Here is a 13,456-nt window from a genome sequence, read left to right as displayed (position 1 = left end):
TTCGCGGTCTGGACCGGCGCATGCCACACCTGCCACCAACCCGTTCCCTGGCCACAACAACCACCCGACCCCAAGACCTAACAAAGCACTACTAGGGGGCCGCGGTCAAACGACGTCCAGCCGTGGAGCGGCGGACGCGGACTGGGCCGCGTGGGCGATGGAGTTGGCGTCGTCGAGGTTGTTGACCCGAACGGTGAACGCCGGAACCACCCGCTTGGTGTACTTCGTGGTGTAGACCGAAAAGGTCTTCGTGGCCGGGGAGTAGAAGATGTGCTTGGTCTGGTTCCAGTCGACTTCGAGGAATTGGTGGCGCAGGACTCCGACGAAGAGGAAGAGCAGACGGCGGTTCGTGCAGGCGAGTACGCCCAGGCCTTCGCCTTGCGCGCCGGTGAGCGCCAGTACCTGTTCTTCGGGCCGGAGGTAACCGGGGAGGAGATTGACCTCCTTCATCGAGCCCGCCAGCATTCCGCGAACGTTCCGCAGGGCCGCCGCGATGTCCGGGCGTACCGCGGGAGCGGGCCTGGGCGCCTGTCGCACGGGCTCCGGTGCTGACGGCGTGGCCACGGGGCGCGCGGCGGTGTAGAAGGTCCAGCGATGTCCGTCCCAGTACCGCAGCAGGGAGTCGTCCAACGGATCGGGGAGCCACGACGGGGGACGGGAAGGCGCTTGGGGGAACGTGGGGCGGCTCATGTCAGATCGCCGTCCGAGGACAGATCACCATCGTCACCGGCGTCGGTGTTCGACGCGACGGCCGACAGCGCCGCCGGATCGGCGTCGCGGCGGGACGCCCGCCATTCGACGGCGTCCGCGGTGTCCTTGTATTCGAGGATGTGGTCGTCACCGAGCTTGGTGAGCATCTCTTTCACCCGTGCGGGCGTGGCGTAGAAGAACTCCCGGCGCGGATTCACCCTGTTGACGCGGTCGGTGGCCAGCTGCTGGTGCAGGGCGGTCTCGAGGGCGACCGCGTCTTCGGAGAAGAAGAGGCCGTGGACGTCGAACCGGAACGGCACGGACGCGTCGCCGAGTTCCCGGACCCGGTCCATCGGTTCGAGACGGCGCGTCATCCCGATCTTCACCATGTCGGGGCCGAACGCGCCCAGGTTCGAGATGACGTAGACGTAGCCGGCGCGGACGTTGGCCGCCCGTTGCTCGACACCGGCGATGGCGTCGTCGACGGCGGCCAGCTGGTCCTTCGCCCGCGCCCAGCCTTCGGTGTCGCCCTTCGCCTCGAGCCGCGCGAGGACCGTGGCGTAGTGGGCGCGTTCCTTGGCGAGCCGCGCTCGCTCCCGCTCGACCTCTTTCATGACCTTGGCCTCTTCACGGAGCCGGGCGCGTTCCTCCCGCGTCGCCTCGCGTTCGACCTCGACCTTCATCAGGTAGTCGGCGGTCAGGTCGATCTCTCGCAGCCTGAGCCGGTGGTACTCGCTCGAGATGGCGATGCGCATCAGGGTGCCGAGCTTGCCGATCGTGTCCCGTGTGGTCGTCAGCCGGTTCTTGACGGATTCCACCGTATGCGGTTTGACCACGCGGACCGCGTTGTCGGCTTCGGCGTTGTACGCCCGGAGCATCAACTTGGCCATGTCACGACCCAGCTTCTGGCCCTCCTTGACGGATCCGTTGACCGCCCAGTCGACCTGGCAGGTCACGGCGTCGGCTTTCGCCGCGGCCTTGATCTTCAGCCGCAGTTCGCTGAGCGCGTCCTTGTAGGCCAGCGCGTCCTCGAGCGGATGCGCGTACTCGTAGATGCCCACCTGCTGCAGCAACGCGAGTTCACGGGTCTCGACGAGCTGAGCACGCCAGGACTCCAGTTCGGCCGCCAGTTGCCGCTGCGAGGCGGATTGCGCCGAATGCTCCGCCTTGGCCTGCTCGACAGCCGCTTTCAACTGGCGGAGGTCGGTTTCGAGCGCGGGGGTTTCGGCTCCGCGAAGGTGCCCGACCCAGCCTCTCAGCTCCGCGATCGTCGCATGGGCCGCCGCCAGTTGTTGCTGAAGGCCGACGACTTCCGCGCTCTGATTGTTGCCGAACAACGCCACTGTGGTTCCTCCCCGGTGACACTGGCCAAGATCATGAGTTCCAGTGCTACTTCCGAATCTTGGAGAGGGCACGCAGCGTTACGCACGTCTTGTGAGGGAGCCTTCGGTTCACTCGACCGGACTAACGAGGACGGGCGGGCCCGTCAAAGAATGACGAGCCCGCCCGCTGATCCTGTACGGACCGACGATCAGACGACGGTGCCTTCGGAGTCGTCGTCGGAGTCGGTTTCCTCGATCTTCCACTTCAGCTGGAACTCGACCTCTTCCTCGCCGTCGCCGCGCTCGTGCTCGATCGAGAACTGCGCGCGGGCGGGGACACGGAACCGCTCCCCGGCGATCTGGATGCGGAACGAGGTCTCGGACTCGAGAGCGTCGGCGAGGCGGCGCAGCTTCGCGACGACGTCGGCGGTGGAGTAGACGCGTTCGACGTCTCGGGGCGCGGTTCCGGTCACGGTTTCCTCCAGGGTCCGACACCCCGGCCGGGTGTCCGTGACGTCATTCAAGCGCGTGATCGTCGTGCGCCGTAGTCGGGGTCACAGTGACCGGGCGAGGCGGAAGCCGACGTCGTCGACGCGGAAGGTCGGGTGACCCCGGCGCCGCACCGAAGCCCGGCAGCTCCAGTGCTCGTCGAACCAGCCGCCGCCTCGCAGAACCCGGTACTCGCCGTACACCTCGGCGTCGTAGACGTCCCAGCACCATTCCCAGACGTTGCCCAGCATGTCGTGCAGTCCCCACGCGTTGGCCGCCTTCTCGCCGACTTCGTGCACGGACTCCGCCGAGTTCTCGCGGTACCAGGCGATCTCGTCGAGCGGCCCGTAGCGAGGTCCGGCCGTGCCGGCGCGGCAGGCGTGCTCCCACTCCGCTTCGGACGGCAGGCGATAACCGTTCGCGGAGCGGTCCCAGTCCGAGGACTCCAGCCGGTACGCCGGGGTCAGCCCTTCGCGTTCGGACAGGGTGTTGCAGTACCGGAGGGCGTCTTGCCACGAGACGTCGACGAGGGGAAGCCGGCCGGACTCAGGGGTGACCGGAACCGGGGCGAGCAGGTAGGACGCGACGTCGACGGTCCAGCTCCGCTGCGTCCGCCGGTCCGAAAGCGTTGCCTCGCCCGCCGGCACCGTGATCATCTCCATGGTCCGGCCGATGTTACCCAGGCCGCGGCACCTTCCTCCGCCGGAGGAGCAGAAGCGGAACTAGGGCGATCGCCGCGCTGATCCAGACGGCGTGGCGATAGTCGCCCGTCGCTTCCGTGACGGAACCGGCGAGCACCGGCCCCAGGAACGCGCCCGTGTTGAGCGCGACCGTCGCGAACGAACCGCCGAGCGTGGGGGCACCGGGAGCCACGTGCATGACCCGCGCCACGAGTGCCGAACCGCAGCCGAAGGATAGTCCACCTTGGACGGTCGTCACGACGAACAGGGCCACTGGCCGGGCGCCGGTCGCCGCCAGCACCGCCCAGCCGACGGGCAGGGCGCACAACGCGAGGACCAGGCCGCGCCGGAGTTCACCATCGCTCTTGCGGCCGGCCACGGTGACCCCGATGAAAGCGCCGACCCCGAAGGCCGCCAGCAAGCCGGAAACCGCTCCGGCGGGCAGGGAGGCGACGTCCGTCGCGATGACGGCGAGGAACGCGAACGTCGCGAAGGTCGCGCCGTTGACCAAGGCCGCGAGGATCATCGCGTGCCGCACCGGAGGTGCTTTCAGCTCGCGTGCTTCCCGCCTGATGGAGATCTCGTGCGGGTCCGCCGCGTCGGCGGGCGCCGACCGGAACACCAGCACCAGTGCGGGAAGGCACAGCACGGCGACCGCCCAGAACGCGGAACGCCAGCCCGCGAGATCACCCAGCATGGCTCCGGCGGGCACACCGGCGACACACGACAGCGTGATGCCCGCCAACAGCACCGCGGTCGCGCGTGCCTGCTTTCCCTGTGGCGCCAAGGAGACCGCGACGGGCATGGCGACGGCGAGGAACCCGGCGTTGACGATCGCCGCGATGATCCGGGTGCCGAAGAGCAGCGGAAAGCTCGTCGACACGGCGCCGATGACATGCACCACGACGAAGGCGGTCAGAAATCCGGCCAAGGCCCGGCGGCGGGGCCAGCGCGCGCTGAGCACGGCCATGGCGGGAGCGCCGACGATCATTCCGACGGCGTACGCCGACGTCAGCGCGGCGGCCGCGCCCACCGGGACGGACAGCTCACCGGCGATCCCCGGCACGAGACCGGAAGCCATGAATTCGGAGGTGCCTTGCGCGAAGACGGCAAGGCCGAGGACATAGACGAACAGGGGCAACGGACGACTCCCAAGCAGAAGACGAGCAGGAGGAGCCGTGCGCGGGACACGAGGAAACCCGGCCGGGCGCACGGAACAGCGCTCGGTCATCGGAAAGCGGGGTCATCGGGAAGTGAGAGGGCCGGTACCTAACGGCCGGACACGACGATTCGCCGCCGGATGACCGGCGGCGGGACTCTGTCCGACTCGGGGCTCGTCACGAGAACGTACGGTACACACGGCGGCCCGCGAGCCTCAACCCGATTGCCGGTCACCGAGGAAAACAGCGCTCGTTCCGCGTACCGGAACGCTTTCGTTGCCCCCTCGAATGAACCCGAGTAATGCACTCTGACCTGCGGTTTCCGTGATTGTTTCGGTACTGGGAACCGATCCGTTATTCGGTTAACCTCGACCTCATGATTCCCACAGTTGTCTGGGGTACAGGCAACATCGGCCGTGCCTCCATCCGGGCCGTCGACGCGCATCCGGCTTTGGAACTCACCGGTGTGCTCGTGCACGATTCCGCGAAGGTCGGCCGCGACGCGGCCGCGCTCGCGGGAGTCGACGGTGAACTGGGCGTGGCGGCGACCGATGACGTCGAAGCGGTTCTGGCGGCGGGTCCGCGGGCGGTGGTGTACGCGGCGTCCGGCGACATCCGGCCCGCCGACGCGCTGGCCGACATCGTCCGCGCGATCCGGGCGGGGGCGGTAGTGGTGACACCCGCGCTGTACGCCTTGTATGACCAGCGAAACGCGCCCGAGGAACTTCGGGAGCCGGTACTCGCGGCGATCGCCGAGGGCGGTGGATCGCTGTTCGTCTCCGGCGTCGATCCGGGCTGGGGCAACGACATCCTGCCGTTGCTGATCAGCGGGCTCGGCACCACCGTGGACGCGGTCCGCTGCCAGGAGATCTTCGACTACTCCACCTACGACCAGCCGGACTCCGTCCGCTACCTGGTCGGCATGGGACAGCCGATGGACTACCAGCCGCCGATGCTGGCCCCGTCGGTCCCCACGATGGTTTGGGGCGGCCAAGTGCGTCTCATCGCCCGTGGCCTCGGTGTCGACCTGGACGAGATCCGCGAGACGCTCGACCGCCGTCCGCTCGAGGAAACCGTGACCACACGGGCGATGGGCGAGTTCGAGGCGGGCACGCAGGGCGCGGTCCGGTTCGAGGTGCAGGGGATCGTGGACGGCGAACCCCGGATCGTCATCGAGCACGTCACCCGCATCCACGCGTCGTGCGCGCCGGACTGGCCGACGCCGCCCAGCGGCGACGGCGCGCACCGGGTGATCATCGAAGGCCGTCCCAGGATCGAGGTCTCGGTCGAGGCCACCGACGAGGGCGAGAACCGGTCCGCCGGCGGCAACGCGACCGCGGTCGGCAGGCTGGTCGGCGCCATCGACTGGCTCGTGGACGCCAAACCCGGCCTCTACGACGCCCTCGACGTCCCCTTGCGACCGGCCATCGGCAAGCTCGGAAGGAGCGCGCGATGAACATCGACATTCCCGAGGGCAAGGACCCGATCGGCTACGTGTGGGGCGAGATGGTGCCCGGCATCGGCGTCGCGGCGTCGAAGCTCTCGCTCGCGGTCTACTCGCACACCACCCTGGGGCTCCGCGAGTTCGAGGCGGCGCGATTGCGGATCGCGCAGATCAACGGTTGCGTCTTCTGCCTGGACTGGCGGACCGACCGCGACGGCGTGAAGGTCGAAGAGGAGTTCGCCGACGCGGTGACCGAGTGGCGCACTACCGAGGCCTTCGACGAGCGGACCAGGCTGGCCGCCGAGTACGCCGAACGCTACGCGCTCGACCACCACGGCATCGACGACGAATTCTGGAAGCGGATGGGCGAGCACTACAGCCAGAAGGAAATCGTGGAATTGAGTATGAGTATCGGTTCCTGGCTCGCCTTCGGGCGGCTGAACCACGTTTTGGGGATCGACACGGTCTGCGTTCTGCCGAAGTTTTGAGAGACCGGCTCGTGAGTGGTAAGGACGGTTATTGAGGAGCAGGGCGAAGGTGCCGGGTCGGGTCGCTCGGTTGTGGGGTGGCTTCGGGTGTCGCGAAAGCCACTTTCGGGACGTCTGATGTCGCGGAAGTGGCTTTCGCGACATCAGACGTGGCGGTGAGGTGTCGGCCGGGGTAGTCGTGAGTGGAAGGTGTCGTTCTAACGCGACTTACCACTCACGAGCTAAAGGAAGACCCGGGCGTTTTCCAGCCACATCCGAGCGTCTTCGCCGACCGCGGTGAGATCGGTTTCCGCGAGGGGCCTGCGGTGCGTGACCCGCAGGCAGAAGTCCAGTGCGCTGCCCTTGATCCGTTGCGTGGCGGTTTCCGGTCCCCACGCCCAGGTTTCCCCGCCGGGGCCGGTGAGTTCGACGCGAAACGGCTCTGCCGACGGAGGCAATCGCGCGGCATGGAACGACAGTTCGCGCCCCGCCACGCCCAAAGCGGCCACGTGTTTGAGCCCGCCGGTCGAAGGGTGCGTGACACCGAGCGTAGCGAAGACGTCTTGCCCGTGTGCCCACGTTTCCATTAACCGAAGGGGCACCATGAGCGTCGCCGTCAACTGAGAGCCGAACCACGGAAACCCTTGGCCCAGTGGGATATCGCGGAGTGCGGCGGCCACCTCGGCCCGACCGGTGCGCCACTGCTCCAGCAGCACCGGCCGAGGCAGGGCCGCTCCCTCGGCGGCTTCGAGATCGGCGTGCCCGCTGCCTCCGGCTTCGACCTGCTTCAGCACGGTGTCGAAGGAGTCCGGGGTCCGGATGGCGATGAGAACGTTCGCGTCGGCCGCGGCGAGGTGAGCGATCTGATGGGCGATCGTCCACCCTGCCGCCGGAGTGGAGCGGGACCAGTCGGCCTCCGCCGAGACCAGTGCGTCGAGCTCGTCTCCTTCAGCCACCAGGTCGAGCAGAGCGACGTCGCGCTCCACATCGGACAGATCGAGACCGTAGTCCAGCATCCACCAGCACCTTCGCGCGCGTTGACGGCACCAGATTCGTCCAGTGGGGACGGACATGATCGATCTGGTGCCGCCAGGCTACCCGAAACGCAGCGGTGGGCGCCGCGAGCGGACTCACAAGTCGGTGGCGACGATCTTCTCGATGTTCCTTTCCGCCAGCGCCGTGATGGTGACGAACGGGTTCACCGAGGTGTTACCCGGAATCAGCGCGCCGTCGATCACGTAAAGACCCGGATAGCCGTTGAGCCTGCCGTAATTGTCGGTCGCCTTGCCGAGCACCGCGCCGCCGAGCGGGTGGTAGGTGAGGTGGTCGCCCCAGATCTTGTAGACGCCGAAGAGGTCGGTCCGGTAGATCGTCCCTTCCTTGGAATTGATCTTGTCGAAGATCGTTTTCGCCATGTCGATCGACGGCTGTTTCCACGCGGCCTGCCAATCGAGGTCGACCTTGTTCGAGCCCGCGTTCCACGAGAACGTCCCGCGGTTGGGGTTCTTGGTGATCGACAGGTAGAACGAGGCGTAGGTCTCGATGCCGGTCGGCAACGGCGCGACCTCGGCGAACGCGCCGCCCGCCGCCCAGTTGTCGATACCGGCGGTGGGGATGGACGACTGCAGCGCCCCGGTGGCGTCCCACATGTGGTTGGCCCGGCCGCACATGACGTTCCCGTTGTCGCCCCAGCCCTTTCCGACCTCGTTGCTGAGGTTGGGCAGGGCGCCGGTGGCCTTGAGCTTGACCAGCAGCTTGCTCGTGCCGACGCTGCCCGCGGCGAAGAACACCTTGTCTGCGGTGACGGATTTCGTCCCGGTCACCGTGCCGGCGGTGTCGAGTTGCTCCATCACCACGGTGTACCCGCCGCCGGACGCCGGCGCGACGGTGGTGACGCGGTGCAGTGCCGAGATCGTCACCCGGCCGGTCGCCTTGATCCGCGGGAGATAGGTCTGTTGCAACGATTTCTTGCCCGCGTTGTTGCCGTAGAGGATCTCCCCGGCGAGCGCGGACCTCGGGACGGTGCCCGCCTGCTCTTTCTTCATGTAGTCCCAGTCGTAGACGTCGGGGACGAACATGAACGGGAAACCCGACCGCTGCGCGTGCTTCCGGCCGACCCGCGCGTACTGGTAGCACTCGGCGGTCTCGAACCAGTTCTGGTCGATGGTGGCGACGCCGAGGCCCGTGTTGGCGCGCGGGTAGTAGACGCCGTACATCTCGTCGGCGTTGACCGTGGGCAGGACGGCGCCGAAGTTCTCGCGTTTGGGCGTGACGGCCATCCCGCCGTTGACCAGTGAGCCGCCGCCGAGGCCGCGGCCCTGGTAGACGGTGATGCCGCTGAACTCCTCGGCGTCGAGGATCCCGGTGTGGCGCGGGACGTCCTTGTCCAGCGGGAAGCCGAGGAAGTTGCTCAACGGCTGTTTGGTCCTCGTCCGCAGCCAGAAGGACCGGTAGTCGGGAGTGGTGGTGTTGGCGAAGATCTTGCCGTCCGTGCCCGGGGTGTCCCACGCCTTGCCGAGTTCGACGAGGTGGACGTCGACGCCCGCCTCGGCGAGCCGGAGCGCGGCGACGCAGCCGCCGTACCCGGAACCGATGACGAGCGCCGGGATTCGCGCGGCATCGGCGATCGAACTTTTCGCGGAGGCGGTCCCGCCGAGGGCCGCTGCCCCCAAGATAGAACCCGTTCCAGCAATGAAAAGGCGGCGGGATAACTGTCCGGAAGGGCTTCTCCACATGGCTTCGTCGCTCACGTGATCTTCCTCACCGTTGAGGGATTTAGAACAAGTTATACCTGCGGCTATGCCGGGTGGCAATAAACGCGAGAGTTCTTTCCGGGGGCTCGGACCAGGCAGTCGGGCATCGCGGCGGCGGATGGGCCACTATGTAGTGCTGTGGAGTCCACTCGAGTCGATCGCTGGCTGTGGGCCGTCCGGCTCACCAAGACGCGCCCGGATGCCGCAGCGGCCTGCCGCGGCGGCCATGTCCGCGTGAACGGCAAACCCGCCAAGCCCGCGACCACTGTCGTGGCGGGCGACGAGGTGCGGGCCCGGGTCCACGACACCACGCGGATCCTGGAAGTGACGCGGGTGATCCAGAAGCGAGTCGGTGCCGCCGACGCCGCGACCTGTTTCATCGACCGGACGCCCGCGCCTCCGCCGGAGTCCGCCGTGCCGGTCGCGCGGCGGGAGCGGGGAGCGGGGCGGCCGACGAAACGGGAACGTCGTGTACTCGACCGTTTCCGATCCGGCGAAAGCTGAGCTCGTTCACATACGTGGACGGTATTCACATCCGTTGACGAGCGACATAGACGTGAACTATAAAGACTGAGTCCGGGTGTACACGCCGCAACACCTTCCGTCAGTCCGTCACGGAGGTTTCGGGTGTCCCGAAAAAGTCCTCTTCGTCGTGCCGTCCTACCGGCGGTCGCCGCCGTGGTCGTCACCGCCGCGCTCCTGCAGATACCGCCCGAGGTGGCGGCCGCGGCGCCGGGACCGGGTGCGCTGACCGGTCTCGACGTCGGCGCGGCCAATCGCCGGGCGCCGGTCGCCGGGCTCTACGACTGGTCCAAGGCCGGATACCGGGGTGGCGCCGCGCTGCCCGGCGCCGGTGAAGTGAATCCGAACGCCACCTGCCAGGTCACCGCGGCGGAACTGGCGAGCCAGTACAACGTCAAGCCCGACGACGGCGCCGACGACACGAACGGGATCCAGGCGGCGATCGACGGCATCAAGAGCGCCTGCTCGCCGTCCGGGAGCTACACCAAACTGAGCACGATCACCTTCCCGGCCGGCCGGTTCGACGTCACGCACGAGATCCACGTCGACGCCGACTACCTGATCCTGCGCGGCGCGGGCAAGGACGCCACCAAGTTCGTCTACAAGCCCGACGCGAACACGCTCTACGACACTCTCACCCCGGACGGTTCCGACTGGGACGAGGACGGGATGACCTCGGGCGCGGGCAAGGGTGGCTGGTTGTGGCCGGGGCGCGGGCTCTTCCGTGTCCAGTCCAGGGGAGTGAATTCGGCCTACGCGAGCGACTACGCCTCGGCGCCCGCCAACCGCAAGGACATCTTCGAGGGCACGGTCAACGTCCACTGGAAGGCCGGGGTGAAGCTGCGGGGCAAGCCGGGTGACACCGCTTTCGCCGCCAGGATGGGGGACAAGGTCGTCCACCTGGCGAGCAGCGGCGCGCTGACCTCGCTCGCCGCCGGGAACCTGGTCAACATCCGCGCGGCCAACTCGCAGAAGTTCTACGAGCAGCAGCAGGCGACGCCCACCACGTTCCCGTTGCTGAACATGCACATGCGCCAGCAGATCTTCACGATCGCCGCGCTCGACACGGCCGCGCGCACGATCACCCTCGACAAACCGCTCGAGTACGACGTCCCGGTGAACTCCACGTCGGACGGTTCGGCCCCGATCGACGGCGCCACCTACGACTCGAAGGCGGCACCGCTGGTCGACCCGGTGCTCGGCGTCGGATTCGAGAACCTCGGCTTCACGCAGGACATGCCGGGCCTGAACCCGGCGGAGGCGAACAACAACTACGGCAACATGGCGCCCGCCGCGGAAATGCACGGGATCGTGTTCAAGTGGGCGGCGAACTCGTGGGTGCGAGGCATCCGCGCGGACATGACCGGGTCGCATCCGGTCGTCACCGAGGAGGCCAAGAACCTCCAGATCGTCGACAACGAACTCAACGGCTCGTGGAACAAGGGCAAGGGCGGCAACGGCTACTTCCGCGGCTCCCGGGTCTGGGACTCGCTCTACGCCGGCAACACCTCGACCCTGTTGCGGCACTTCACCTTCCAGTGGTCCGCCGCGGGCAACGTGGTGATCGGCAACTCGTTCGACTCCGACCTCAACCTGCACGGCGGGTGGGAGCGCAACAACCTCTTCGAACTCAACACGGTCAAGGTTCCCTACGCGCACCGCTCCGGGAATTGCCGGGCCAACTGCGGCGAGGAGGGCGGCGGCGGTCCCGACGACTCGAACTGGTTCCCGATCTGGTGGGGCGCGGGCAAGAAGGCCGTCAAGTGGTCGGGTGGCACCGGCTACCGGAACGTGTTCTTCAACAACGCCATGACCAAACAGCTCGCGGACAAAGGGCCGTATAACGACTTCTACGCCGATCGGCACCGCGTCTACGCCTTCGGGTGGGATGGCACCGCGTACAAGCACCTCGACGTCGGCGGGACACCGATCGCCGACTGGGCGAAGAACGAGCAGCGGGACTACACCGGCGGGCACGGGATCGACGCGTCCAAGACCGACGCCGCGTCTTCGCTGTTTCTGAAGTCCGTGGACGGCACTCCGCCGTCGTCGTCGACGGGCCAGACCACGCCCACACCTACCTCGACAGCACCGACCACCACGACCTCCTCGAATCCCGGAGCGTGCCTGACGGCGGCGTTCGCCCGTAAGTCGGTGTGGGACAGCGGGTACGGCGGCGGTTTCACCATCACCAACAGCTGTTCGGCCGCGGTGGGTTCCTGGGCGGTCGAGTTCGACCTGCCCGCCGGGACGACGGTCAGCAGCTCCTGGAGTTCGGTACTGACCAAGACCGGCCAGCACTACCGGTTCGGGAACGCGACCCACAATGGCAGCGTCAAACCCGGCGGCTCCGCGACCTTCGGCTTCAACGCCACCGGTCCGGGACTCCCGGTCGCGTGCACGATCGCCGGAACGAAATGCGGAGGCACGGAATGACGAGGAAACGACTGCTCGCCGCGATCGCGGCCACGGCGTCGGCGGCGGGCCTGCTCGGCGCCGTCGTCACCGCCGAGGCCGCCGCGCCCAGCCTGTCGGCCGCGTTCGTCCAGAGCTCGACCTGGGACAGCGGGTACGGCGGGAAGTACACGCTGACCAACGCGGGCGACGCGAACAGCGCACAGTGGACGATCGAGTTCGACCTCCCCGCCGGGACCGCGATCACCACGTCGTGGAGTTCGGTGCTCACCAGGAGCGGGCAGCACTACAAGGTCACCAACGCCGGCTTCAACGGCACGATCAAGCCCGGTGGCTCGGCGAACTTCGGCTTCACCACCTCCGGGCTGGGTGTGCCGACAGGGTGCACGGTCAACGGCAGCCCCTGCGGGGGAGGAGCGCCGACCACCACGACGGCACCGACCAGCACCACGACCACGAGCACGCCGCCGACGACCACCACGAGCAGCGTTCCGTCGGGAGACGTCGTCGACGTGGGCACGGCGGCGCAACTGCAGGCCGCACTGGCCGTCGCGAGCCCCGGCCAGACGATCCGCCTGGCCGCCGGCACCTACCGGGGTTCCTTCGTGGCCACGAAACCCGGGACGGCCGGCGCGCCGATCACGGTGACCGGACCGTCGACGGCGATCCTGATCAACGACGGCCCGTCGGGCGAGGCACCGTCCTGCCCGGCGCCGACAGCGGGCTGGGACTCCGGATACGGGTTCTGGCTCTACGGCGCGCCGTACTGGCATCTCCAGGGCTTCACCGTGCAGGAGTCCAAGAAGGGCATCGTCGTCGACAACTCGCACCACACCGTGATCGAAGGCGTGCGGGTCCATCAGATCGACGAGGAGGGTGTCCACTTCCGCCGTTCCTCGGCCGACAGCGTCCTCCGTGACTCGACGATCAGCCACACCGGACTCGTGCAAGCGGGCTACGGCGAGGGCGTCTACCTCGGCTCGGCGAACTCGAACTGGGCGTGTCACGGCAACTCCGGCGGTGTCGACCGCGGCGACCGGATCCAGGTACTGAACAACCACATCGGACCGTACGTCGCCGCGGAAGGCATCGACGTCAAGGAGGGCACCGAGGGCGGCGTCATCCGGGGCAACACCTTCGACGGCCAAGGGGTCTCCGGGGAGAACTCGGCCGATTCCTGGATCGACGTCAAGGGATTCGGGTACGTCATCGAGGGCAACACCGGTACCTTCGCCGCGCCGGGGACGTTCGTGAACGGCTACGAGACGCACAACCCGGGGACGACCCCGTCGTTCCCGAACGGCTGCGGGAACGTCTGGCGGGACAACAAGTCCGACCTCGGTGGCGTCGGCCAGTACGCCATCAAGATCACTTCGGTGTCGAAGTGCTCGGAACGGCCCAATGTGGTCTACGCGTCCAACACCGTGTCCAGGGCGGTGAACGGGCTGACCAACATCCCCGTCACGCCTTGACGGACGCCGGTGGCGGGGGCGGCGCGGCTCCCCGCCACCGGC

General features: G+C 67.7%; 12 protein-coding genes. 5 read left to right on the top strand and 7 right to left on the bottom strand.

The features are described 5' to 3' along the window. Positions 1-105: 105 nt before the first annotated feature. The 5 genes from ACZ6YV_RS21645 to ACZ6YV_RS21625 all read right to left on the bottom strand — a co-directional run bounded on the left by ACZ6YV_RS21645 (position 106) and on the right by ACZ6YV_RS21625 (position 4,322). Positions 106-690 (bottom strand): DUF2510 domain-containing protein, encoded by a 585-nt coding sequence (locus ACZ6YV_RS21645; protein WP_465511323.1) that lies wholly within the window; start codon positions 688-690, stop codon positions 106-108. Further along, entirely contained in the window at positions 687-2,033 is a 1,347-nt protein-coding gene (locus ACZ6YV_RS21640) for an SNIPE associated domain-containing protein (RefSeq protein WP_465511322.1), read from the bottom strand. Before ACZ6YV_RS21640 ends, ACZ6YV_RS21645 begins: the two co-directional genes overlap by 4 nt. 188 nt (positions 2,034-2,221) lie before the next feature. Further along, a complete protein-coding gene (locus ACZ6YV_RS21635; protein WP_125677397.1) occupies positions 2,222-2,485 on the bottom strand; it encodes an amphi-Trp domain-containing protein in 264 nt (87 codons plus the stop codon). Positions 2,486-2,566: 81 nt separating this feature from the next. Beyond that, on the bottom strand, positions 2,567-3,163 hold the full coding sequence (locus ACZ6YV_RS21630) for a formylglycine-generating enzyme family protein (protein ID WP_465511321.1): 597 nt from the start codon (positions 3,161-3,163) through the stop codon (positions 2,567-2,569). A 13-nt stretch (positions 3,164-3,176) separates the two neighbouring features. Then, positions 3,177-4,322, bottom strand: coding sequence for a Cmx/CmrA family chloramphenicol efflux MFS transporter (locus tag ACZ6YV_RS21625; RefSeq protein ID WP_465511320.1), 1,146 nt, complete (start codon positions 4,320-4,322; stop codon positions 3,177-3,179). Positions 4,323-4,717: 395 nt separating this feature from the next. On the opposite strand from ACZ6YV_RS21625, the gene ACZ6YV_RS21620 reads away from it, so the two are divergent. Together ACZ6YV_RS21620 and ACZ6YV_RS21615 are read left to right on the top strand one after the other, a co-directional pair. After that, positions 4,718-5,797, top strand: a complete 1,080-nt coding sequence (locus tag ACZ6YV_RS21620; protein ID WP_465511319.1) for an NAD(P)H-dependent amine dehydrogenase family protein — start codon at positions 4,718-4,720, stop codon at positions 5,795-5,797. Next, positions 5,794-6,273: a carboxymuconolactone decarboxylase family protein gene (locus ACZ6YV_RS21615; protein WP_465511318.1), complete on the top strand. Its 480-nt coding sequence runs from the start codon at positions 5,794-5,796 to the stop codon at positions 6,271-6,273. The genes ACZ6YV_RS21620 and ACZ6YV_RS21615 overlap by 4 nt, the downstream gene beginning before the upstream one ends. A 221-nt stretch (positions 6,274-6,494) precedes the next feature. Here the strand turns inward: ACZ6YV_RS21615 and ACZ6YV_RS21610 are convergent, their stop codons facing one another. Together ACZ6YV_RS21610 and ACZ6YV_RS21605 are read right to left on the bottom strand one after the other, a co-directional pair. Beyond that, positions 6,495-7,268, bottom strand: a complete 774-nt coding sequence (locus ACZ6YV_RS21610) for a TIGR03084 family metal-binding protein (protein ID WP_465511317.1) — start codon at positions 7,266-7,268, stop codon at positions 6,495-6,497. 114 nt (positions 7,269-7,382) lie between these two features. Further along, positions 7,383-8,924 carry a GMC oxidoreductase gene (locus ACZ6YV_RS21605; protein ID WP_465511316.1) on the bottom strand — a complete coding sequence of 514 codons (1,542 nt, stop codon included), beginning with the start codon at positions 8,922-8,924 and terminating at the stop codon, positions 7,383-7,385. Positions 8,925-9,143: 219 nt separating this feature from the next. Here ACZ6YV_RS21605 and ACZ6YV_RS21600 point away from each other — a divergent pair, with 219 nt between their 5' ends. The 3 genes from ACZ6YV_RS21600 (at position 9,144) to ACZ6YV_RS21590 (ending at position 13,414) form a co-directional block, all read left to right on the top strand. Continuing rightward, positions 9,144-9,509: an RNA-binding S4 domain-containing protein gene (locus tag ACZ6YV_RS21600; RefSeq protein ID WP_378241292.1), complete on the top strand. Its 366-nt coding sequence runs from the start codon at positions 9,144-9,146 to the stop codon at positions 9,507-9,509. A gap of 123 nt (positions 9,510-9,632) precedes the next feature. Continuing rightward, the gene (locus ACZ6YV_RS21595) at positions 9,633-11,963 is read left to right on the top strand and encodes a cellulose binding domain-containing protein (RefSeq protein ID WP_465511315.1); all 2,331 of its coding nucleotides are present in this window, start codon (positions 9,633-9,635) and stop codon (positions 11,961-11,963) included. Then, positions 11,960-13,414 carry a cellulose binding domain-containing protein gene (locus tag ACZ6YV_RS21590; protein ID WP_465511314.1) on the top strand — a complete coding sequence of 485 codons (1,455 nt, stop codon included), beginning with the start codon at positions 11,960-11,962 and terminating at the stop codon, positions 13,412-13,414. The genes ACZ6YV_RS21595 and ACZ6YV_RS21590 overlap by 4 nt, the downstream gene beginning before the upstream one ends. Positions 13,415-13,456: the final 42 nt, after the last annotated feature.

This window comes from Amycolatopsis sp. NPDC102522 (genome assembly GCF_055584485.1).
The sequence above is the reverse complement of the archived record's forward strand: the minus strand, read 5'-3'. Positions and strand labels throughout refer to the sequence as shown.

What these genes read in the sequence shown, in the direction of transcription:
- ACZ6YV_RS21620 (WP_465511319.1), top strand. Translation starts at nt 4,718, where the DNA reads ATGATTCCCACAGTTGTCTGGGGTACAGGCAACATCGGCCGTGCCTCC.
- ACZ6YV_RS21630 (WP_465511321.1), bottom strand. Translation starts at nt 3,163, where the DNA reads ATGGAGATGATCACGGTGCCGGCGGGCGAGGCAACGCTTTCGGACCGG.
- ACZ6YV_RS21615 (WP_465511318.1), top strand. Translation starts at nt 5,794, where the DNA reads ATGAACATCGACATTCCCGAGGGCAAGGACCCGATCGGCTACGTGTGG.
- ACZ6YV_RS21590 (WP_465511314.1), top strand. Translation starts at nt 11,960, where the DNA reads ATGACGAGGAAACGACTGCTCGCCGCGATCGCGGCCACGGCGTCGGCG.
- ACZ6YV_RS21645 (WP_465511323.1), bottom strand. Translation starts at nt 690, where the DNA reads ATGAGCCGCCCCACGTTCCCCCAAGCGCCTTCCCGTCCCCCGTCGTGG.
- ACZ6YV_RS21610 (WP_465511317.1), bottom strand. Translation starts at nt 7,268, where the DNA reads ATGCTGGACTACGGTCTCGATCTGTCCGATGTGGAGCGCGACGTCGCT.